Genomic DNA, 22,743 nt, shown 5'->3' with positions numbered 1-22,743 from the left:
GTCCGGTATTAACAAACAGTTCAGACATTACAATACTTTCCACTTCCCTCCCAAAAATTACTTTTGTATCTTAAAAACTACTGCGATATTATTGGGGATAATCTTAGGTTTTTGGATCACCAGCGAATCAGGATATTGTTTCCATGAAAGCTTTTCATTGCTGCCGAGTACTTTAATGCTCCTGATCGTGGCATTATCTTTCTTTTTGCCAAGTGACTTCAAGCATATTCTATCTTCAGGGACTCCTAATGCAGTAGCATACAGTATATTCCCTTTCTGATTGTAGCGAATATCTTTTGCTGAATATTGTATTTTCCCTTCATTAAATCCCTGGCCATTAATAGGGTTTGATACATCAGAGGTAGGGCCTTCACCGTACAGTTTCCAAGGGCGGGTGTCGAAGATGCTCTCTTTGTTTATATCCATCCAGGCGGCGATATTTTCAAGGACTGCCACTTCCTTGTCATCAATAGTACCATCTCCCCGAACCGGGATGTTAAGCAATAAGTTACCATTTTTGCTAACGATATCAACCAGCATGTGTATCACTGATGCTGCCGATTTGTACCAACCGTTCTCATAGAGCGACCTACTATAATGCCAGCTTCCGATACAGGTACATGTTTGCCAGGCATCAGATTGTATATTATCAGGCGCACCACGTTCCACATCCCATACCATACATTTTTTTTGTTCTTCGGTCAGTATTTTACCAAACATAACAGCTTCAAGCTTGCCTTTGTGGCTTGCCATATTATGGTTGTAGTAGTGGGCTGCTATTTTTAACCCTGCATCGCTTATAGGATAAAGTGGCAGAGCAGTATCATCAAAATACAGTAAATCGGGATTAAATTTATTGATGAGATCGATAGTACGGTTGTAAAATTTGTCACAGTATGCTTGTGAGGGTACTGATGCACCATCTCCCCAATTCCATTGCTTATTAAAATCTCCGCTTTTACTACGTTCATGGTTTTGGGCGTAAAGCTCCTGTGGGTCAAGCCCCTCCCACCAGGTTCCCTTGCCATCGGCTTTTGCGAGTTTTCCATCATAAGGAATTCCTGCGAATTCTCCTTTTTTATCGGCTCCCTGAGCAAATTCATACCAAGTCCAGGGACGAGAAGCATGAACACTCAATCCGAACGGTAGTCCGTATTTTTTCGCCGCCCCAGCCCAGCCCGCTACAATATCTTTTTGAGGGCCAACACGTACGGAATTCCATTCCTGATACTTACTATCCCATAAATCCAGGTTGTCGTGGTGATTGGCCATCGCAAAGAAATACTGGGCACCCGCACGTTTATATAATTTCACCAATTTTTCAGGATCCCAATTCTGGGCTTTCCAATCATGGATTACTTCCTTAAAGCCTGCTTTGGAGGGATGACCGTAATGAGCGACATGCCATTTGTAATAGTCTGAACCTTCTTCATACAAACCACGTGCATACCAGTCTCCCTGCTCTGCCTGACATTGCGGACCCCAATGCGCCCAAATTCCAAATTTGGCATTTCGAAACCATTCCGGAGTTTTATATTGCTCCAGCGATTGCCAGGTTGGTRCAAACTTTCCGGCAGCAACCGGTTCATTACCCTCCCTAATAGGCGATACATAATTTTCCTGAGCTGTCAAAAAATGTGAAAACAGGATACAAGCCACTATAAACCGGTCAATTTTCATATGTCCTTTATACTTTTATATTTATACTTTTTTCAAATCTCAACAAACAGACTTACTAAATCGTTCCAACAACATTGCTGAGATAAAAACATTATTTATTTTTTAAGAATCTTAAATGATTTTGAGAAATTTAAGTTTACTCCTTCAACCTGTACTATGTATAATCCTGATTTCAATGAAGACCCCATTAACAATTGCCCTGATTCAGGAGAGGATTCTGCTGCTTCTATTTTTTTTCCAGTAATATCAAAAATGCTGACACGAATTGGTTCATTCAATTTTGTAGCTTCAATCTTAAAATCATTAACAAATGGATTTGGAGAAAAATCTATCGAAAAGTTTGGCTCCTCTGCAATATCATCTTTAGACATCGAACCCATTTTGGCGGTTTGTCCATTCCCCACTGTAGTGATCGTCCACTGCTGGTTATTATGGTTGCTTGCAGCCCATTGGCCTAAATCAGCACCGTTGGTCTTTATACCCATTCCATCGAGATATAATCCGGTCGCCTTATTCTTAAACTTAACATAGCTTCCAGCAGTTTCGCGTGTCCAATATTGTGCATCACTACCACTAAAACTGTATTGCCCTGCAGCGGAACCATTCGTATTTCTATACATACCATCAAGATACAATCCTGTAGCACGATTCTTTAACATCACATAGTTTCCAACCGTCTCTATGGTCCATTGCTGGTTAAAACTTCCTCCACTAGGCCATTGTCCACAGTTGGAGCCATTTGTGGTTCTGCCCATTCCATCGATACGCAAGCCAGTACCACGGTTGGCTAAAGTAACGTAGGTAACAGAAGGTACTGCTGCAGCATTATATCCTGCAATAATGGCATCAAACAGAGGCTGATCCTTTACCACATTATTAGCTCTGTCAAACATAAAACCTGTTTCAAAATAGTATGGTATAATACCATTTGCTTTAGCCTGTTTAGTCACATATCCTGTCCAGTAATCCACAGACTGGTTATGCTTATTCAGATCTTTAGGAAGATAATTCGCGTTGTCAATGGCATTCCTTTTCCATGCTCCATATTCCCCCAGTATCACAGGGATACCTTTATCAACAAAATTCTCTTTTATCCTTTTGAATTCATTATCGATCAAAGTCTCTTCTTCACCTGTGGCGTTGCGCTCTGGCTCAATAGTAGAATGATTCCCGGCTCCCCAATAGTAAACCATCTTGCCCCAACTTGCATCTCCCTGCGTTAATATCGTAAATGTAGAAGGCGTGTAGTCATGCACCTCGAGCATCAACTTGTTAGGAATGTTGTCTGTTGGAAACGTAGTCATCAAATCAGCAGTTCTATGAGGATCAGTGTCAGGTCCCTGCACAACCAGTACTCTATAACTGTTTCTTCCACCCGTAGAGCGAACTGCCTTGATGAATGTTTCATGAAAACCATTAAGTATGGCCATCCCCTGGGCATCTCGAACATCAGGTTCATTCGTACCTGCAAAAAGAAGGTGCTCATCAAAATCACGCATGGTGGTAGCAATCTGCTCCCAAAGCGCTTTTTGTTTAGCGTTAACCGAGTCTTTCATAGTTTCATTAATATTATCTTCCAGCCAGCCAAGATCCGCATGAGCATTTAGTACCACATACATATCATTAGCCACACACCATCCAACTATTTCTTTCACTCTGGCAAGCCATACAGGGTCAATTTTCATTTTTGCCGGATCGCTTAAATGACCCCAAACCCAGCCAGTGGCAAGCCGTACAGTATTGAAACCTTTTTGTTTTACAAATTTCACATACGATTCGGTAACTTTACCAGTCCACTCACCTTCTTCTGGGGTTACCATGGTATTGCCAAAATTTATTCCCAAATGCATTTTTGCCCCCAGTTGCACGGCATTACTGGACATACCCGTAGCATCGGCTGGTTTTGGGGAGGTATTATAAGACGGATAGCTCACGGGTTGTGAATATGAAGAAAGAAAAATCATATTAACAATAAGTAATACTAATACTTTGTAAAAATGTTTGAAATTCATAATTTTAATGGTTTAATTGGTTAGATAGTATAGAAACACTTTAAATATTATTCTACCTTTTTGTTTCAAATTCTGAATCATCTGAACTCAAAAAAGCTTTATTGCCTTTCATCCTTATTATTATGACCAACAAAGAAAGCATGGGGATACATCTGTGCTGTTAGTTACAAGACCAGTAACGGATTAATAAATGAATTTCCATTCATCAAACAAAAAATCTTCTCCATTAAATACAAAATAAATATTCCCAACTCCTTTATCTATTTTCTGTCCTATTTTCTTTGAGAGTGTAGTCCATTCCTTCCCATCACATGTAAGAGAAACAATAGGTGTGCCTTTCAAATTATTTACATACACATCAATTTTACCTTTTCCTTTCACCCTGGCTTCAAATTTTTTAGGAATCTGTTTGCTGAAATCAGCTCCCCGAACCATGAGACATTGTTTATCTGCTTTTCCTTTGGCAGCCATATTGCCCACATTACCAACAGCTTCAAACTGGACTTGCCCCGAAGTGCCTGCTGTAGTTTCTGCCTGCTGAAGAACAAATGGATTTAATGGGTTAAGTTGTGACGGACCTTTAAAAGTTGCTTTGCCCATAGGGATATTCACATTCTTTTCATCCACTTGCATTTCTTCGATACCTACATTACGAAAACCACCCTTAGTGCCAAAATAATCCTGTAAATACATGGCATGGTAAGCAATATAATATTTCTCTTTAAACTTGAACAGGTGCGTGTGATTGTTTGTCAAAGGCCCCACATTAACATCGCCTGTATTCTTAAAGTAATTATCGCGATACTTCCAGCTATCCGGATTTAAGGGTGTTTTACTCGTCATATAGGACATATTGCATTGGGTTGGTTTATCAATATTCGTATAAGGCCATTCAGTACGTGGTTCCCAACTCGTATTATAGGTATAAACCCAGGTTCCATTGATAAAGTTAAGATCGCTGGCCTCAAAAAAATAAGGAGCGGGGATCTTGGCAACATCGCTCGCCAAACTGATCATATCTGCTCCTAATTTGACGATTCTGGCATTATCCGGCATATATTTGGTTTTAGGCGTTCCGCCTCCAAAAGTCAGCCAGCCTGTACCCTGGTCGTCAATAAGAACTCCGGGATCGAATGGAGCATCTACATCTACACCGGGAACAGAACGGTCAACTATGTTCTTTCCTAACGGGTCACTCCACGGACCAACGGGAGAGGTGGAAGTAAGCACGGCTGAGCCAACACCGCTATTGGAGTAATACAAATAGAAGTGAGTCTTACCATCTGCTTCCTGTCTGGATGTAATGGAAGGCGCCCAGGAATTCTGACTCCATGGTGCCAGCTTTGCAGTATCTATGAGACCATGATATGTCCAGTTGACCATATCATCGGTAGACATCATGACCAGTGTATGGATATGCTCGTATGAATTTTTCCCTTCCTTTCCTACATGCTCGTACTGTTGATGATCATTCGTGGCATACACATAAATTCTTCCATTGTATTCTACAGCTGTCGGGTCGGCCGTAAACATAAAATCTAATAATGGATTCGCATCATTGGAAGTAAGCTTCGGCGAAACATTTGCGAATTTTTCTACCAGGTTTTCTTTAAACTTTTTCGATTTACCTGCACTGGTCTGAGCTTCTGCAGATTCTCTGCCTCCCAGAACAGCCATAACAACGGCTGTACTTAATAATACTTTTTTTCTAAACATGCTTTTTTTATTTTACCCAAAAACGGATACTCGTTAAGGGTTAATTTCAATTAATTATTATTCTTTAAGCAACTGTAACAAACAGGTTAATCCTTCCCCGGGGCGAGTGAATGCTTTTATAATTTTCTTTTATAATGCATCAATTTTTTGCTCCACACAAACCTATTCCGTGTCCTGTCCCCTGACTTCAATAAATATTTTTTTACTCAAATCAGGGCTTAACTGTTTTGACATTTAAAACAGCCTCAGGTAAACCCGGTGAACTAACTGTAAGCTTAATATCTCCAGTAATGTGAGTGCTTTTAATGACCCCCAAGGCGCGTCCCTTCCATGCTTTGCGTGAATTGCCAACGTATGGATCGAAGTCTTGCAAATCGGCATTATCAACTCCGGCAATTATACCCGGACCTTTAATTTTGAATTGCAAAGGGTTCGCGGCATTCGGTTGAATTATTCCATTTTTGTCTGTTAATTCTATTGTTACATAAGACAAGTCTTGTCCATTTGCCAATATTTCTTTCCGATCAACAGTTAGTTTTATGTTTGCAACATCGCCGGAAGTTTGAAGAACTTTTGATTCAATTTCTTTATCATTTTCTACACCCACAGCTTTTAAAATACCAGATGAATAAGGCACATAAAATGTAGCTTTAAACTGCTGCTCCTCAGCCGTTGCTTTTTCTTCAATGAGTTTATCATTGAGATAAAGTCGAACTTTGGGATATTTTGAATAAACTTCAACCTGAACATTTTTCCCTTCAAACCCCGGCCAAGTCCAGCTTTCCCAGGTAGGCCCTGACGTCCACCAGTTGACTTTAATTCCCAAAGAAGGTTTTTCCGGCTCACGTACTGCCATATATAATTTTTCGGTATTGTTATATAACAGACTTCGATAATGTGAAATAGGTTTTCTCCAACCAATCACATCTATGTCGCCGCAATAGCCTCCATGCCATGGATACATTTCGGGTGCATCAACAGTATAATACCAACCGCCTATTCCTGATTCTCCCAGATAATCCATAGCTGTCCATACAAAATCTCCGATAACATAATTATTGTTTTGCACCATCTTCCAATTGTCAAAAGCATCTTTCGCAAACGACTCTGTCTGAAGAATAATACGCGAAGGAACTCTCTTATGGTCATCCGGTGCGTTGTTCATTTTGTAATTATAACCGGCAACATCGTGTACCGCAAACAGCGAATCAAAAATAGTCCAGGGTTTATCATTTAACTCACACACAGCGGATGTAACAGGACGGGTGTTATCTATTTTCTTCAGCGCTTTTGCAAGCATTGCAGCGGTTTCTACAGCTTGAGGTTCGCCCCTCTCCACTATTTCATTGCCTATGCTCCACATAATAATCGAAGGATGGTTCAGGTCACGTTTAACCATTGCTTCCAAGTCACGTTGCCACCACATTTCAAAATATTTGGAATAATCATGCTCGTTTTTTTTCCATTTCCAGCAATCAAATGATTCATCCATCACCAGTAGGCCTAATTTATCACAAGTGTTTAAAAAAGCTTCGGAAGGGGGATTATGTGACGTTCTCACCGCATTAAAGCCTGCGGATTTAAGCAACTCAATCTTTCTTTCCTCCGCACGATCAAAAGCGGCCGAGCCCAGGCAGCCATTGTCATGATGTACATTGCCTCCATTTATTTTTACTGTTTTTCCGTTAAGCCGAAAGCCATTTTCGGCAGTATATTCTATGGAGCGTATACCAAAATTGGTTTTCGTATCATCCACAACCTTGTTATCTTTTATTATCTGCACCTGTGCTTGGTACAAACTGGGAGATTCCGGTGTCCACAGTAAAGGATTTAAAACCTTGATGATCTGTATAACTTCCTGTTTGCTCTTGGCAGGTAATTGTACCTTCGTTTGATTATCCGCAACGCTTTTAGAATTTCCAGCTAGTATCTGGGTTTTAAGGATAATATTTTGAGGCGAACTTGTTTCATTCTCTACCAAAGTTTTTATCTGAACGCTTGCCTCTTTTGAAGACACCTCAGGAGTTGTAATGGCTACGCCCCAATTGTCCACATGTACAGCGTCAGTAACCATCATCCAGACATGCCGATAAATACCTGAACCACTATACCAGCGGCTGTTCTTATGTTGGGAATTGTCCACCCTTACTGCAATGACGTTTTCCTGGCCAAAAGCAAGATGAGGCGAAAGGTTATAACTAAACGATGAATAGCCATAAGGATATGTTCCCAGCGATACCCCGTTAATAAACACTTCGGAATTCATGTAAACCCCCTCAAAATAAATGGAAACATTTTTACCTTTCCATTCTTGAGGAACTTTGAAAGTTTTCCGGTACCATGCCACACCGGCCGGAAAATATCCTCCATCTTTCCCTGTCGGATTTTTACGATCTATTTTTCCTTCAATACTCCAGTCGTGAGGTAAGTCGAGCTTACGCCAATTCTTCTCGTTGATTTTTTTCGATGCGGCTGTTAAAGGATCTCCTAAAAAGAATTTCCAATCATTATCAAATAACTGCTTTCGCTCAATGCCAGCAATATTTTGCGCATAACATGAAAAAAAACAGCTTGCCAAAAGCACGAACACCGACGCTCTTAGTTTTGTATAATAGGATTTGTTTGTATTTGAATTTAGCTTGTACATATTTGTTAAATTTTAGGAAGATGCCTGCCTAAGAAATTATTTATTGGTTATCGTATTTTTTTTAAACTCTTATTTTGTTTCACTTATTTTTGACAAAATATATTACATTATATAAATGAGAGACATATAAAGCTTCGTTGCTTATAAATCGAGCTCAGATTAAAAGATATTATCCTGCTATTTAACCGGCGTAAATTTATACAGAGCCACTCCATGAATTTCACTCAACTTTTCTAGATAACCATACCTTCATCTTCCCCACCCCTCTGTTTGACCATGTATAATAGGGTATAAAAATCGGTTTGTCAGTTCCTTTTAACCCGACTATATTGCCTTTAAGAATGTTAACCTGGTTAGATAAAATATTTTTGTTCTCAACAAAAAATTCATCATTGTCATGAATGGTCATTTCAGATAATTGTCCGGCATTGTCAATCTGTTCTGTACAGTAAACAATAGGGCCATATTCAAGAGCGACGAGGTCTTTGTTTGATTGTACTTTTTCATTGGTAATAAGACGTCGGACATTCATAGGAATTGACCATTCGATTTTGTCTCCCTTAGTCCAGTTTCTGTTTATTTCAAGATAACCGTTATTCATTGTCAGGTTTTCATTTTTACCATTGATCTTCAGATTCATTGTTCCGGAATTTACTCCTATGTATTGATAAAGAGTCCCGGGAACAGGCTTATTCACTGCCCATCCGGGAATACGGAGCTTTAAGGTAAAAGCTGTTGCTTTCTCCGGATTAACTTCAATATTAACCTGCCCATTCCATGGATATCCAGTTTGTTGTTTTACTTCAACCTTTGTATCTCCTACAATTAACTTCGCTTGATTAGACATAAAAAGATTGATATATAAATCTTTTTCATGAGTAGCATAAACGAGCCCTGGTACTGTGGGTAAGAACCGGATTAAATTGGTTGGGCAGCAAGAACACTCAAACCAGGACTGGCGGGTACAGGAACCATGGTTAAAAGTATATTTGGCATCCGACTCTAATGGATTTGGATAGAAAAATTTATTCCCATTCAAAGAAATACCAGCAAGCAATCCGTTATACAATGTTCTTTCAATAATGTCGTAATATTTTGATTCACCAGTCAGAAGAAATAATCTATGGTTCCAATATACACTACCAATAGCAGCACAAGTCTCGTTATATGCTGTGAGATTGGGTAATTCATAATTATCTCCGAAAGCTTCTCCATCATGTCTCGAGCCGATACCTCCTGTAATATACATTTTCTTGTTGACCACATTTTCCCATAGCTTATCTACAGCATTCAGATAAGCCTGATCTTTATAGATGGCAGCAATGTCAGTCATCCCTGCATACATGTATACGGCTCTTACTGCATGTCCAACTGCTTCTTCCTGTTTAACAACAGGCAAGTGATCCTGGTTGGAGTTTCCATACAATTGATGAGTCGTTGGATCTCCTCTCCAGTCCAGATAAAGTTTTGCCAGTTCAAGATACTTTTCATTTTTAGTAATAAGATAGAGTTTGATTAATCCCGTTTCAACAATCTGATGCCCCGGCGGAATTTGAAGCTTGCCAGGACCGAAGACAGCCACCAGCAAGTCAGCATTTTTAATGGCGATATCTAAAAAATTTCTTTTGCCCGTGGCGATGTAATGTGCCGATGCAGCTTCAAAAAGATGTCCGCTATTGTATAACTCATGGCTCGCACTTTCTCCAGCCCATCGTTTCCCAGCCGGTTTATACCAATTTGCGGGAGAAGTTGTCGGGTCTATGGTCATCCAGGTAGTAATATATCCATCTTTCTCCTGTCCGATTTTAATAATGGCGATAATGGAATCAAGGTAGGCATGAAGAACAGGATTAGGATTGCTGATAAGCGAAAAAGAAGCTCCTTCTATGATCTTATATAAGTCTGAATCATCCCAGGGCATTTTCCCGTGCACCTTGCCTTTTTTCATTCCACCCGCAATAAGAAAACTTTCCATTCGCCCTTCCTTTGAACATTTGTCAAAAGCATAAGGAATGGTAGTATCCTGAATGACCTTAATTTTGGGTAGCCAGAAACTATCGGTCAATACTACATTTTGAATATTTAATGCTTTAATAGGATAATCGCTATACTTTGTTTGTGCTTTTGTACAAAAAGCACTAAATATTGATATTAAGAGAAAAATAAAATTTTTCATTAATTTGTGTTTAGTTGAAAATTTATTTAGTGTTTTTTTTTTCATATATCCGTACGAAAAGGTATGGCGGGAAGCCCTACCTTGTTAATTAAATTACAATCAAGGTTATCCGCCCCCAGGCATAACGAACTGCGACGGAAAAATCTACTTTATCAGAAGTTACAATAATTTCATTATCTTCTATTTTTGCAGAAGCCCAATAAAAATTTTGGCCATTGCCTGCTATGGTAAACCTTTAAGGACTTCATTGTTACGAGCCTCAAGGCCTGAACCAAATATTTTAACAACCATAACCCTGCATATTAAGTTTATCCCAAATGATTACCAAGTAAGCTTCCTTACTTGGTAATCGAGTCAGGTTAAGAGATCTGATCCTGCTATTTAACCGGCGTAAATTTGTACAGAACCACGCCATGCAACGGAACCTTCACCGAAAGAGCCTCTTTGTCCGCATGGATTGTTGTAATGTCTTTCTGCCGCCAAAGATCACGCACCTTTTGCTTTCCTGAAATACCAAGCTTATTCAGATCCTTGTAAGAGATATCCACTTTCTCCAGACCGAAATTGCAAAAGCCTACTGCACGACTGCCATCCTCCAATTCTTTTGCATAAATGCGCAGATCTCCGATAGTCTGAACACAGGTAGCCTGTTTGCCAAGAGCATCCTGATTAACAGCAATCACTTCATTGTTTGTCAATAAATTCAGGGTAAAAGCATCCAGCTTTTCCATATCGCAGCCAATTAACAGAGGAGTAGAGAAAAGGCTCCAAAGGCTGACGTGAAGATACTGCTCGTCTGGTCTAAGCAAGGTCGGATGAAGGTTCCCCCAGCCTACATGTCCTACAACCAGCATGTCCGCATCGTTCCAGTTACCGGGTTTAGCGAAGGCTGCAGACTGATCCTGAGCCAATGCAATGCCTTTAACGTTGGACCAGTTGTCCGTTATATCATTCGTTGTACGCCAGGAGTTTCCATTTACCGAATCGCCCCATTTCCAAACATCCGACATTCCGTACTGACACAAGCTGAAAACAATGTCGCGGGGCTGCTGACGGATGTACTCTCCCATTAGTTTGTATGGTTTGACGGCCGTAGCCAATTGATAACCTCCATTGTAAGAGATAGAGATTACTTTGCTTGGGTCGTTATCAGGTATTCCATTTAACGCCCCTCCATAACTGCACCAATCGTATTTCAGATAATCGAAACCCCATTTGGCATACGTTTCGGCATCTTGCTTTTCATGACCATAACTGCCGGCACAGCCACCACAGGTCCAGGGGCCGGGACTGGAATAGATGCCGATCTTCAAACCGAGACCATGCACATAGTCTGTCAGGGCTTTCATATCTCCAAACTTTTTATTGGGAACTATAGTACCAGCCTCGTCCCGCAGCCTGCCCTGCAGGGAAGGATCTTTCGAATCGCGGTTATTTTGCCAGTAGTCGTCAATATTTATATAAGTCCATCCGTAATTTATAAGTCCTGTTTTCACCATTATTTCCGCGGCGCGCTTAACTTTTTCACCGGAAACTTCATGAGCGAAACAATTCCAGCTATTCCAGCCCATTTGCGGGGTAAGGGCAATTTTATCACCACAGATAATGCGTAAACTTTTTTCGGCTGTGCCTTTCGCATTCTTTGCCTTCAATTGAACAGCGTAAGTGCCGGCTTTTTCAAGCTTGCCGGTGATAAGTCCTGTTTTTGGGTCCAGCTTTAGTCCCTGAGGCAGGCCGGTAACCTGAAAGGTCATTGGACGGTCTCCGGTGGCAGGTATCCTGAACTGAAACGGAGAGCCCGGGCGGACACCAAAAACGCTTGCGCTATTGATCTTCGGTTTTGCCGATGGTTCAGGGGTAAGAATGTAGGGCTCACTTGGGACAGGATAAAAAGTAGCAAAAGTTGATACGCCGACCGCCTCAAATTTTGCATCTGCCCAGTCGGCATGATCGCTGCCACCGTTTCCTGCGTCTATTACCCGCAGCTCAAGTTGTTTCACACCCGAAAGTTTCACACTACATAGCCGTGCAGTATCATCTTCATGCATTACACCGCTCGACCAAAGCTTTGCTCCATCGCCGTATACAATAAACTCTACGTCGGGCTGACGCCCTTTCACCTCATCATCAATGCCAACCTGCGCGGTAAACGAATCTGCCTTACCATCAAGCCGAATAAAAAGAGAGCTTTCCGCATGTGTGCCGAAGCCGCGCTCAAATGTTTTGCCTGCGATGGTCATGATGTTGTCATCAACCGTCCTGTTTTTTTTAGGTATGCCCCAGCCCTGTGAAGCTACGCTGAGATCCAGCTGATCCAACCAAACAGTTTGTGCTGAAAGAGTACCGTTAACGATCAGCAGTAAAATAATTTTATAAAAATGTTTAAGTATCATTTTTTGTTTTTTTTTCAGAATCAATAAATTTTAAATCCCATTGTTTCACTGGGAATTCTTTATTAAGTAAATCTGTGACTCCTAAGAGTCACAGATTTTTTAAATTCAGTCCTTACTTAATGGTACCAATACATGATACCCTGCAAAACTGTATTTTTATTTAGTTATAGCGTCTTACTTTTTAATTATATCCTGCTTTAACGGCATCTAACATAGCCTGATCCWTTACCTTATTATTAGCTCTGTCTAACATAAAACCTATCTCCCATAAGAATGGCACCATACCATTAGCTTTAGCCGTTTTGGTCACAAAAGTTGTCCAGGCATCTACAGATTTGTTGTGCATCTCCGTATCCAGAGGAATCTGCACGTCGCCATGCTCGGCAGAACGCCTCCATGTTGCATATTCACCAAGCATCACAGGGATACCTGCATCAACAAACTTTTTAATCTTTCCTAATTCTACACGGAGATCATCCTCTTCTCCATCAGGCGCGTTGCGCAATGGCTCAATAATAGAATGGTTCCCACCCCCCCAGTAATAACTCGCTTTGGTGTCCGCATTATATACTCCATCTTTTGGCAGATTAAAATGCCAAGGTCCATAAAAATGTACCTCAAGCATCAAACGATTAGGTATTTGGTCATGAGGAAGCGTAGTTGGAGTCATCAGCTGAGAAGTTTTAATAATGTCAGTTGAAGGTCCCTGTACAACCAGCACTCTATAACTATTTTTACCTCCGGTAGCGCGAACTGTCTTGATGAAAGTTTCGTGATAACCATTAAGTATGGCCATCTGCTCGGCATTCTCTACCGAAGGTTCATTTGTGCCGGCAAATATAAGGTGCTCATCAAAATCACGCATTTCTGTAGCAATCTGCTGCCATATCGCCTTTAGCTTCGCATTAATCACCTCTTGGTTTGCCGCATTGACATTTTTTTCCAGCCAGCCATCATCCCCGTGAGCATTCAGCATCACATACATATCATTATCCACACACCATTTAACCACTTCGTGCACACGTTTAAGCCATACAGGGTCAATTTTCATTTTTGCCGGATCGCTTAAATGACTCCAAACCCATCCGGTAGGAAGCCTTACAGCATTGAAACCTAATCCTTTTACAAATTTCACATACTCTAGGGTAATTTTACTATTCCACTCCCCTTCGACTGGAGATTCCATGGTATTGCCAAAATTTATTCCCATAAGCATTTTATCCGATAATTGCATCGCTGTACTGCTCATTCCTGTTTCATCGGGAGCTTTAGACGTTAAATTATATGATGGATATAAATTACCTGTTTGTGTAATCGTAATTCTTCGGGCCTGACCATTAGCTGCCTCAACAGTTAGTACAACAGACCTGGTAAACTGGGTTTCGTTACTTGCAGCAGTTATTGTTGTGGCTGCAGTCCCATTATCGCCACTCGCTTTGCTTAACTGCAACCAGGATGTTGCCGAATTACTAACACTCCATGCACTGTTTGCCTCAATGGTAATTTCTTCTGATGTACCTCCTTCCGGTTCAAAAGAAACAGTTGTTGCTGAAACCGATAATTGTGGTTCCTCATCGTTTTTTGAACAAGAGACCGAAAATCCGGTAATGATCAGCAGTAGTACAATTTTATAAAAATGTTTAAGTCTCATTTTTTACTTTTTAGAATTATTTATTTCAATTAATAAATTTCAAGTTTAAAAGTCATGATTCCAGTGAGATTCCCTATATGTAGTAAATCTGTGACTCCTAAGAGTCACAGATTTTTTTAAATTCAGTCTCTATGCATGAACCTCTGCAAAACTGTATTTCTATTTAGTTATAGCATCTTACTTTTTATTTATATCCTGCAACAATGGCATCATACATAGGTTGGTCCATTACCACATTATTCTTTCTGTCAAACATAAAACCTGTCTCCCAATAGAATGGCACAATACCATTCGCTTTAGCCTGCTTGGTCACATAAGTTGTCCAGTAATCTACAGACTGGTTGTGCTTAGCCAGATCCTTAGGAAGATAATTCGCGTTGTTAATGGCATTCCTCCTCCAGGCTGCATATTCACCCAGCATCACAGGGATACCTTTATTAACAAACTTCTCTTTTATCTTTTGGAATTCAGCATCGATCGCACCCTCTTCAACACCGGTGGCGTTGCGTTCCGGCTCAATAGTAGAATGATTACCAGCCCCCCAGTAGTAAACCATGTTTCCCCAACTTACATCTCCTTCCGTTAGTAGCGTAAATGTAGCAGGCGTATAGTTATGTATCTCAACCATCAACTTGTTAGGAATATTGTCTTTTGGCAGCGTATTCATCAGATTATAAGTTAATTCACCGTTAGTCCTAGGCCCCTGCACAACCAGCACACGGTAGCTGTTCTTGCCTCCGGTAGCGCGAACTGCATTAACAAATGTCTGGTGGTAACTATCGAGTATGGCCATCTGCTCGGCATTATCAACCGCAGGCTCATTCGTGCCTGCAAATATAAGGTGCTCATCAAAATCACGCATTGTTGTAGCAATCTGCTCCCAAACCGCCTTTAGTTTAGCATTAACGGACTCTTGCTTTGCCGCATTGACATTATTTTCAAGCCAGCCAGCATCTCCGTGAGTATTCAGTACCACATACATATCATTAGCCACACACCATCCAACTACTTCTTTCACTCGGTTAAGCCATACTGGGTCAATTTTAGCATTATCCGGATCACTTAAATGACTCCAAACCCAGCCAGTTGGAAGCCGTACGGCATTGAAACCTTTTTGTTTTAAAAATTTTACATACAATTCTGTAATTTTACTATTCACCCACTCCCCTTCGTTTGGTGATTCCATGGTATTGCCAATATTTATTCCCATAAGCATTTTTCCCGACAATTGCATCGCTGTACTGCCCATTCCTGTTTCATCGGGAGCTTTAGGCGATAAATTGTATGATGGGTATAAACTACCTAATTGTTTAACCGTAATTCTTCGAGCCTGACCATTATCTGCCTCAACAGTTAGTATAACAGAACGAGATAATTTAGTTCCATTACTTAAGGCTGTTAATGTTAGTACAGCAGCCTCACCATTGCCGCTTGTTTGGGTTAATTGCAACCAAGGTGAGGAATTACTAATACTCCATTTACTGTTTGCTTTAATGGTAATTTCTCCAGATGTACCTCCTCCGGCTTCAAAAGAAACAGTTTTCTCTGAAACCGATAATTCTGGAGCTTCATCCTCATTATTGGAACAAGAGACCGAAAATCCGGTAACGATCAGCAGTAGTACAATTTTATAAAAATGTTTTACTTTCATTTTTTACTTTTTAATAATTAGTATTTTTTTTATTTAAGACCTGCAAAAATTTTAACTTTTATGAAATAGATGCAGGTCTTTACTTAAAAAATGTTATTTAATTTTCACAACCCTAATATTGTCAATAGCGGCATAAAAACCTGTTGTTGTTTTAAAAGAAGCGAAATTTTTAAGTGTCATATTATAACTACTCGCACCAGTAGACCCTAATAATTGGTTTAAACGAGAAGCTGATTCACCATCTCCTAATGTGAGAACTTTTGATCTGAATTCAGACAAAGGAATAGTTACTGTTTGCCAACCATTCGTTTTATAAGCAAGAGTCTTATTAGAACCAGGGATTTTCCAAGGCTCATAACGCGCTACAAAATTATCACCTGCAAATTCAGTTCTAATATAAAGAGTACCACCATCCCATGGGTGAGCCACACTTATTTCAAATTGAAGCCCCCAGTTTTCAACAGGATCTGAAATATTCTCCGCAGGTATCCATTTATTACCAGTATTAGAATTACCTAATGGGGCGTACTTACTGGCACCGCCATCTAAAACAGGAGTATTAAAATACACGTACATAGAATTATTTGTTCCCATCGAACCATTAAAATCGGCTACGGGACCAAAAGCTAAAGAAATATCTCCCCACCATTGGTACCCAAAATAATCACCCCACTCAAAATTTGCTAAAAGACCTAACCATTTGTTATTTTGAGTATTTATATCATAAGGAGTAGAAACCGTTCCATAAGTATTAACAATAGTCACTTTTCCACTAGTGTAGCTCCACATATCAGGAGCTGTAAACTCTACATAAGTACCATCCGGATCTTCGGTAAAAGCTGTAACAGCCTTACTTCCAAAACTAAAACTTGAAATACCATTCAAATTTTTACCATACACCCTTACCAAATCACCTTGCGAAGGATTTGCATTAGAAACAGCATAAATTTCCGGAACGATTAAAACATCAAATTCATAGGTACCAGATGCAGCAACAAGCACTCCTGCCCAAGGCATTGGCTTATTAATTACCGGAAGTATAAATCCTACAGAACTACCATCATCTGCCGTTTTAAATGAAGAAATATCCATGTCGGCTAAAGTCAATTTTTTAATCAAATATAAATTGGTGCCGTAAATATAAATTGAATCACCAACCTTAGTAGCAGCAGTCATCGAATTGCCTGTGATGGTAGCTGGCGGTGGAATTACATCAAATTTAAAAGTAGTTGTTCCGGTATTGGTAACATATTGTATAGTATTAACAACATCAGGATCAATGTTATTAAAAGGCAAAGACCAAGGAACTTGTAAAACAGCTGTGTCGTCTGAAAACAATCCACCATCGAACTTAGCTGGACTACCATTAAAACTTATCTTAATGGCTTGTTTTAGATTCTTTCCATGGATTACAATCCATTGCCCAGGGACAATTTTTGTCACTAATGTATCATTAGGAGCGGCTGCATAATTCCTTACTGTTGTAATAACAGGAGCACCATTTAAATCATCATCGTTATTACAAGAAGTTAACATTGTAACAATCAACATCATACTTAAAAATAGCAAATGACTAATACGGTTATTTAATAATTTTTTCATATTTATATATTTATTATTCATAATAAGGAACTGAAGGTTGATTCAATTTTGGATTAGCAATTATTTCTGTTGCAGGCAATTGTAAAGTAAAAGTGGCAACAGTTGCAGGATTAATAATAGCTATAGGATCTTTAGGTGTAGCTATTTCAGTATCTTTATTATAGTCAAATACTACTCTTTTTTGATTATTAAGAAGATCAATGGCTTTTATAGGATTATAATAAGAAAGTCTTACCAAATCATACCAATATTGTCCTTCACAAGCAAATTCAACCCTTCTTTCATTTAAAATTACATCTGTATTAAGTACCGTTACCGGATCTACCCCTGCACGCTCTCTTACCTTATTAAAATACAATAACGCATCAGCATTACTTGTAGAACCATTATTACCTAAGACAGCCTCAGCATACACTAAATAAACATCTGCTAATCTCAATAATGCATTATGCTGTATAGAACCCAAAGCTGACATTGCAGGTGTATTGTTGTCTGCTTCATTACCTATAATATGTTTTTTCATCCATGGTGCAGTAGCAGTATAGCCACCACCAGCAGCATTTAACTCGGTATAATGGTCTCCAGTGAGCATAATACTCACTTTACGTCTTATAGAATCCTGCCTAGTATACGATAAATACAAATCATAACTAGGTGATGGAGCTCCCCAAGCATTCGTTTTTTGAGGGTTAATTTCATTGCTTGGCGAATATGTCAACAATTGATTTCCTTCCATCCATCCTGTAGTCGCAGACCATTGTAGTGCAAATAATGATTCTGGATTATCATTGAATTGTGTTCTAAAAAGATCTTTATAACTCGGAAGTAAAGTTAAGCCGCTGTTTTCAATTACATCTTTTGCATATTTTTTTGCCAAATCCAAATATTCCTGATTACGTGTACTACCACCTGTTTGACCTAGTCCTGCCATAGTTAAATACACTTTACTTAACATTCCCTTTGCTGACCAGCTAGTTACCCTACCTTTCACATCAGCTGCAGGAAGATTTTTGACAGCAAAAGTTAAATCTTCAGTAATAAATCGATACCCATCTGCTACTTTATTTTTGTTTACTAAAGGAGTTTCTATTAACTTCGAATTATCTTCAATGATAGGCACTTCTCCCCATAACATAACAAGATGATAGTATGCCATGGCTCGAATAAATCTTGCTTCGGCTATTGCAGCATTTTTATCTGCTTCAGAAATTGTTGCAGGCGCTCTTTCTATAGCCTTAATTGTGGTATTACATTGAGCCACTATAATATATAGCGCATTCCAGCCGGTTGTTAAACGTCCGTTGGCTCCTGAAAGCGTAAACGTGTTAAGTTGCACAAGATCTACACCTTGATACGGCAGGATCAGGTTTCCACTTAATATGTCCCCTAATGGAAGGTATGCGAGGTTATTCCATTGTGCCCATGTTTTACTACCATAAAGTGCCGCTGTAGCTAACCTAAGCTCTTCTTTTGTGTGATAAAAATTTTCAGTGCTTGTCTCTGACTGAGAAGGTCGGTCGAGAAAATCATCCTGACAGCTTACTGCAAAAAACACAGCAAACAAAACACAAATCATTTTTAAATTTATATATTTCATAATACGTTATTTTATTTATTTAAAATTAAAGTCCCAAGTTAAGTCCTAAAGTTAATGTTCGGGATTGTGGATAATAACCGTAATCAATTCCAGCCTGTAATGGATTCCATGAACCCACTTCTGGATCCATCCCTTTGTATTTTGTAATAAGAAAGGCATTGCTAACATTAGCATACACACGAAAAGAGCTCAAATGTATTTTTTGAATCAACTTTTCGGGAAATCTATATCCTAGAGTAATATTTTTACATCTGATAAAAGATCCATCTTCAACATATTTGTCAGAGAAACGATGATTCAAATTACTATTATTATTTTTAAGTCCAACAACTGTAGTGTTTGGGTTGGTAACATATACGTTGTCAACATCTGTAACCGACCCATTTGGATCTTTTAAAGCCAAAACTGCATGCTCTTTTAATGATGTTAAGAAACCATAGTTTGTTGAAGGATCCTCTCCATTAATCCTCATTGCATTTATTACTTTATTACCAACATTAGCACTAAAGAAAATATTCAGGTCAAAACCTTTATAAGTAAAGTTATTACCAAGACCTAGTTGAACAACTGGAATAGGAGAGCCTAAATAGGTTCTATCTTTTTCAGTAATTACGCCATCACCATTTAAATCTTTAAATTTAAGATCTCCATACCATACTCCCCCAGAATTTGGCGTAATTGGCAATGGAGCACCATCTGTTGTAGTAGGTAAAGCATGTGTTTTAAAATCATCTGCAGTTGCAAATACACCCCCATCTACTTTGTAACCATAAAAATCACCTATAGATCCACCAACTACTGTTTGAGCAATTACTTCATTATTAAAATATCCAGGCAAAGAAGCCCCGCCTGTATTTAATTTTAATACCTTGTTTTTATTATGAGATAGCGTAAAATCTGAACTCCAAGAAAAATCTTTAGTAGTTATATTGGTAGAATTCACATGAAGGTCTATACCTCTATTTCCAACCGATCCAATATTTATATATGGAGCACCTAATGCTCCTGCAGAACCACTAGTAGTTGTTCCAGAATAACCCCCTAATGGGATTTGCATTAACAATCCATCTGTCAAACGATTATAGACATCAACTGAAAAATTAAGCTTCCAATTAAAAAGTCTTGCATCAATTCCAGCATTACTAGATTCTGTTTTTTCCCATTTAACGTCTGGGTTTCCTAAACTAGCAGTAAGCTGCGAATTTCCTGACAATGCAGTTGAAACTGATTGCAGCATTGATAAATAAGCATTGTCTCTAACATTTTGATTATTAGTCAAACCATAACCAATCCTTAACTTTAATTCATTGATTATTTTTGATCCTTTTAAAAATTTCTCATTATTTAATTTCCAGGCGAGTGCTCCTGAATAAGTAGATACCCAACGCGTATCTGGTGCAAATTTTGAAGAACCATCTGAACGTAAATTAACTGTCAGCAAGTATCTGTCATCGTAAATAAAATTCACACGCCCAAAATAAGATTCTTGCGCACTGTCTCCTCTCGTTCCCCCATTGGTCGCTGTTGCTACATCGCCACTACCTATATTGGTAACATTGTCAGAAATGAAATTTCTCCTTCCTGCTGAAACATTTTCAAACTGAGACAGCTGTGACTCATGTCCTGCTAACACATTGACGTTGTATTTATCTTTAAAGACCTTATTATAAGTAAGATAACTCCTAAAAGTAGTGAAATAGTTTTGTTCATAGCCATATTTTGCTTCATTCACTAATCTCTCAGCTAACCCAAACTTATATTTAGGATAATATTCATCAGTTGTTCTAAATGAAAAATTACCTGATACCTCATTTCTAAATGACAAATTCTTGCTAAATGTTATATCTGCATACAAATTACCAAATATCTGATTTCTTTTAGGTTGAATTTTATTAATAAGAGCAAAAGCAACTGGGTTTACACGTTTTGTAATCCATCCTTCGCTGCTTTCTTCTCCAGCATAGCTGCCATCAGGATTTCTTACAAGAATATCTGGTGTTTGACTTAATGCTGCTCCAATAACACTTGAACCTGTTGAATTTACATTCTCATCAATATGGGTTAACTGTAAGCTAGTTCCAATTTTTAACCACTTTGTAGTTTGATTGTCTAAATTTAATCTTAGCGAAGCTCTGGCAAACTCAGAACCCAAAGCTATACCATCCTGATTGAAATAAGCACCTGATAATAAATATTGCGTTTTATCATTCCCGCCGCTTAAAGTAAGCACATGGTTTTGTACCGGAGCTCTTCTAAACAATTCATCTTGCCAGTTTGTGCCCAGACCTAAATACTGAGGATTGGCAAATTCTGGTCTTTGATCAAAACCCCAGCCATAACCAGTATTTCTGTCATTAATAAACTGAGCATATTCTCTTAAATTCATAGTAGAATATTGCTTGATCAACTCTTGGTATCCAGTTGAAAATTCATAAGAAATTTTTGGAACGCCTTCTTTTCCCCTCTTAGTAGTTACCACAATTACACCATTAGTAGCCTGTGAGCCATAAATAGCTGTTGCTGATGCATCTTTTAAAACATCAAGAGACTCTATGTCAGCAGGATTAATAGCAGCTAATGGATTTGTACCATTAGGCCCACCATAACTTTGACCAATTATAACTCCATCAATTACATATAATGGAGAACTATTACCAAAAGAAGACAAACCGCGTATTTGTATATTAACACCACCTCCTGGTTGACCAGATGTTTGCATCACCACTACACCTGCTACTTTTCCTTGCAGCGCTTGATCAAAAGTTACGGGTACTGTTTTACGAAGTTCATTACCCGATATGGAAGATATCGACCCTGTAAGATCTTTTCTCTTTGCGCTACCATACCCAATTACCACTACTTCGTCTAATGCCTTTACATCATCTTTCAAGCGAATAGTCAATTGACCGCTAGTGGTAATCTTTATTTCCTGCTTTATAAAGCCTATATAACTTAGAACAAGTGTTTCTCCAATTTTAGCTTTAATAGAAAATGAACCGTTAGCATCAGTAGATATAACATCTTTAGTTCCTTTAAGAGAAACGGTAACCCCAAAAAGTGGCAGGCCATTTGAATCTTCTAATACAATTCCTGTAATTTTTTCGTCAGGATTTTGAGCTGAGGCCAAGCTAAATGAACAAAGCATTAGCAGAAAGGCATACTTACTAAGGAGATTTTTTGCTTTTACAAAGCGTTGAATTACATGTTTTTCATTCATAATTAAATTAGTTTTGAGTTAGTTAATTAAGTGGTTTAATTTTACATGAAAAGAATGTCTTTTGTCATGAAACCTTTTTAATATTTGTTATTTCATTGTCTTATACATTTCCATGTAACGTTGGGAACAAATTAACAATAAAGCAATGCCAAACTACGGCTCATTTTGTATCTAAAAACGGTACCAATTGTTGCAATTATAGAATTACCATAAAAAAAAACCTATAAATATTTAATTATCACATTTAATGTCTTAAAAAACTGTTATTTCAATAATTTAAAATAGATCCTGATTCGAGATAAACTGAACATATAAACATTTGATTTTTAACATTAAGTTTGCATATTAGAGGAGTTTCTTTAACAGAATTCTATAGATTTTGGAGGAGCATTTTGTCTGCC

The 22,743-nt window shown here is 38.7% G+C and carries 11 protein-coding genes; all 11 read right to left on the bottom strand.

Annotated elements, in window-relative coordinates; genetic code table 11:
• Window positions 1-57: 57 nt before the first annotated feature.
• Entirely contained in the window at window positions 58-1,680 is a 1,623-nt protein-coding gene (locus AC1DVP_RS14855; RefSeq protein ID WP_477184269.1) for an alpha-L-fucosidase, read from the bottom strand.
• Window positions 1,681-1,775: 95 nt separating this feature from the next.
• Window positions 1,776-3,692, bottom strand: a complete 1,917-nt coding sequence (locus AC1DVP_RS14850; RefSeq protein ID WP_477184268.1) for a cellulase family glycosylhydrolase — start codon at window positions 3,690-3,692, stop codon at window positions 1,776-1,778.
• Window positions 3,693-3,875: 183 nt separating this feature from the next.
• Complete coding sequence (locus AC1DVP_RS14845) at window positions 3,876-5,408, bottom strand: glycoside hydrolase family 43 protein (protein WP_477184267.1); 1,533 nt, start codon at window positions 5,406-5,408, stop codon at window positions 3,876-3,878.
• 211 nt (window positions 5,409-5,619) lie between these two features.
• Window positions 5,620-8,055 carry a glycoside hydrolase family 2 TIM barrel-domain containing protein gene (locus tag AC1DVP_RS14840; RefSeq protein ID WP_477184266.1) on the bottom strand — a complete coding sequence of 812 codons (2,436 nt, stop codon included), beginning with the start codon at window positions 8,053-8,055 and terminating at the stop codon, window positions 5,620-5,622.
• 220 nt (window positions 8,056-8,275) lie between these two features.
• Window positions 8,276-10,120: a glycoside hydrolase family 127 protein gene (locus tag AC1DVP_RS14835; RefSeq protein ID WP_477184265.1), complete on the bottom strand. Its 1,845-nt coding sequence runs from the start codon at window positions 10,118-10,120 to the stop codon at window positions 8,276-8,278.
• Between the two features lie 488 nt (window positions 10,121-10,608).
• Entirely contained in the window at window positions 10,609-12,624 is a 2,016-nt protein-coding gene (locus AC1DVP_RS14830; RefSeq protein WP_477184264.1) for an NPCBM/NEW2 domain-containing protein, read from the bottom strand.
• Between the two features lie 181 nt (window positions 12,625-12,805).
• Window positions 12,806-14,275, bottom strand: coding sequence for a cellulase family glycosylhydrolase (locus AC1DVP_RS14825; protein ID WP_477184263.1), 1,470 nt, complete (start codon window positions 14,273-14,275; stop codon window positions 12,806-12,808).
• 184 nt (window positions 14,276-14,459) lie between these two features.
• Entirely contained in the window at window positions 14,460-15,926 is a 1,467-nt protein-coding gene (locus AC1DVP_RS14820; RefSeq protein ID WP_477184262.1) for a cellulase family glycosylhydrolase, read from the bottom strand.
• A 93-nt stretch (window positions 15,927-16,019) separates the two neighbouring features.
• Complete coding sequence (locus tag AC1DVP_RS14815) at window positions 16,020-17,528, bottom strand: glycan-binding surface protein (RefSeq protein ID WP_477184261.1); 1,509 nt, start codon at window positions 17,526-17,528, stop codon at window positions 16,020-16,022.
• Window positions 17,529-17,541: 13 nt separating this feature from the next.
• Window positions 17,542-19,125, bottom strand: a complete 1,584-nt coding sequence (locus AC1DVP_RS14810) for a RagB/SusD family nutrient uptake outer membrane protein (protein ID WP_477184260.1) — start codon at window positions 19,123-19,125, stop codon at window positions 17,542-17,544.
• Window positions 19,126-19,150: 25 nt separating this feature from the next.
• Window positions 19,151-22,342: a SusC/RagA family TonB-linked outer membrane protein gene (locus tag AC1DVP_RS14805; protein ID WP_477184259.1), complete on the bottom strand. Its 3,192-nt coding sequence runs from the start codon at window positions 22,340-22,342 to the stop codon at window positions 19,151-19,153.
• Between the last annotated feature and the right edge of the window lie 401 nt (window positions 22,343-22,743).

It is taken from the genome of Flavobacterium sp. P3_A6 (genome assembly GCF_056403035.1).
The sequence above is the reverse complement of the archived record's forward strand: the minus strand, read 5'-3'. Positions and strand labels throughout refer to the sequence as shown.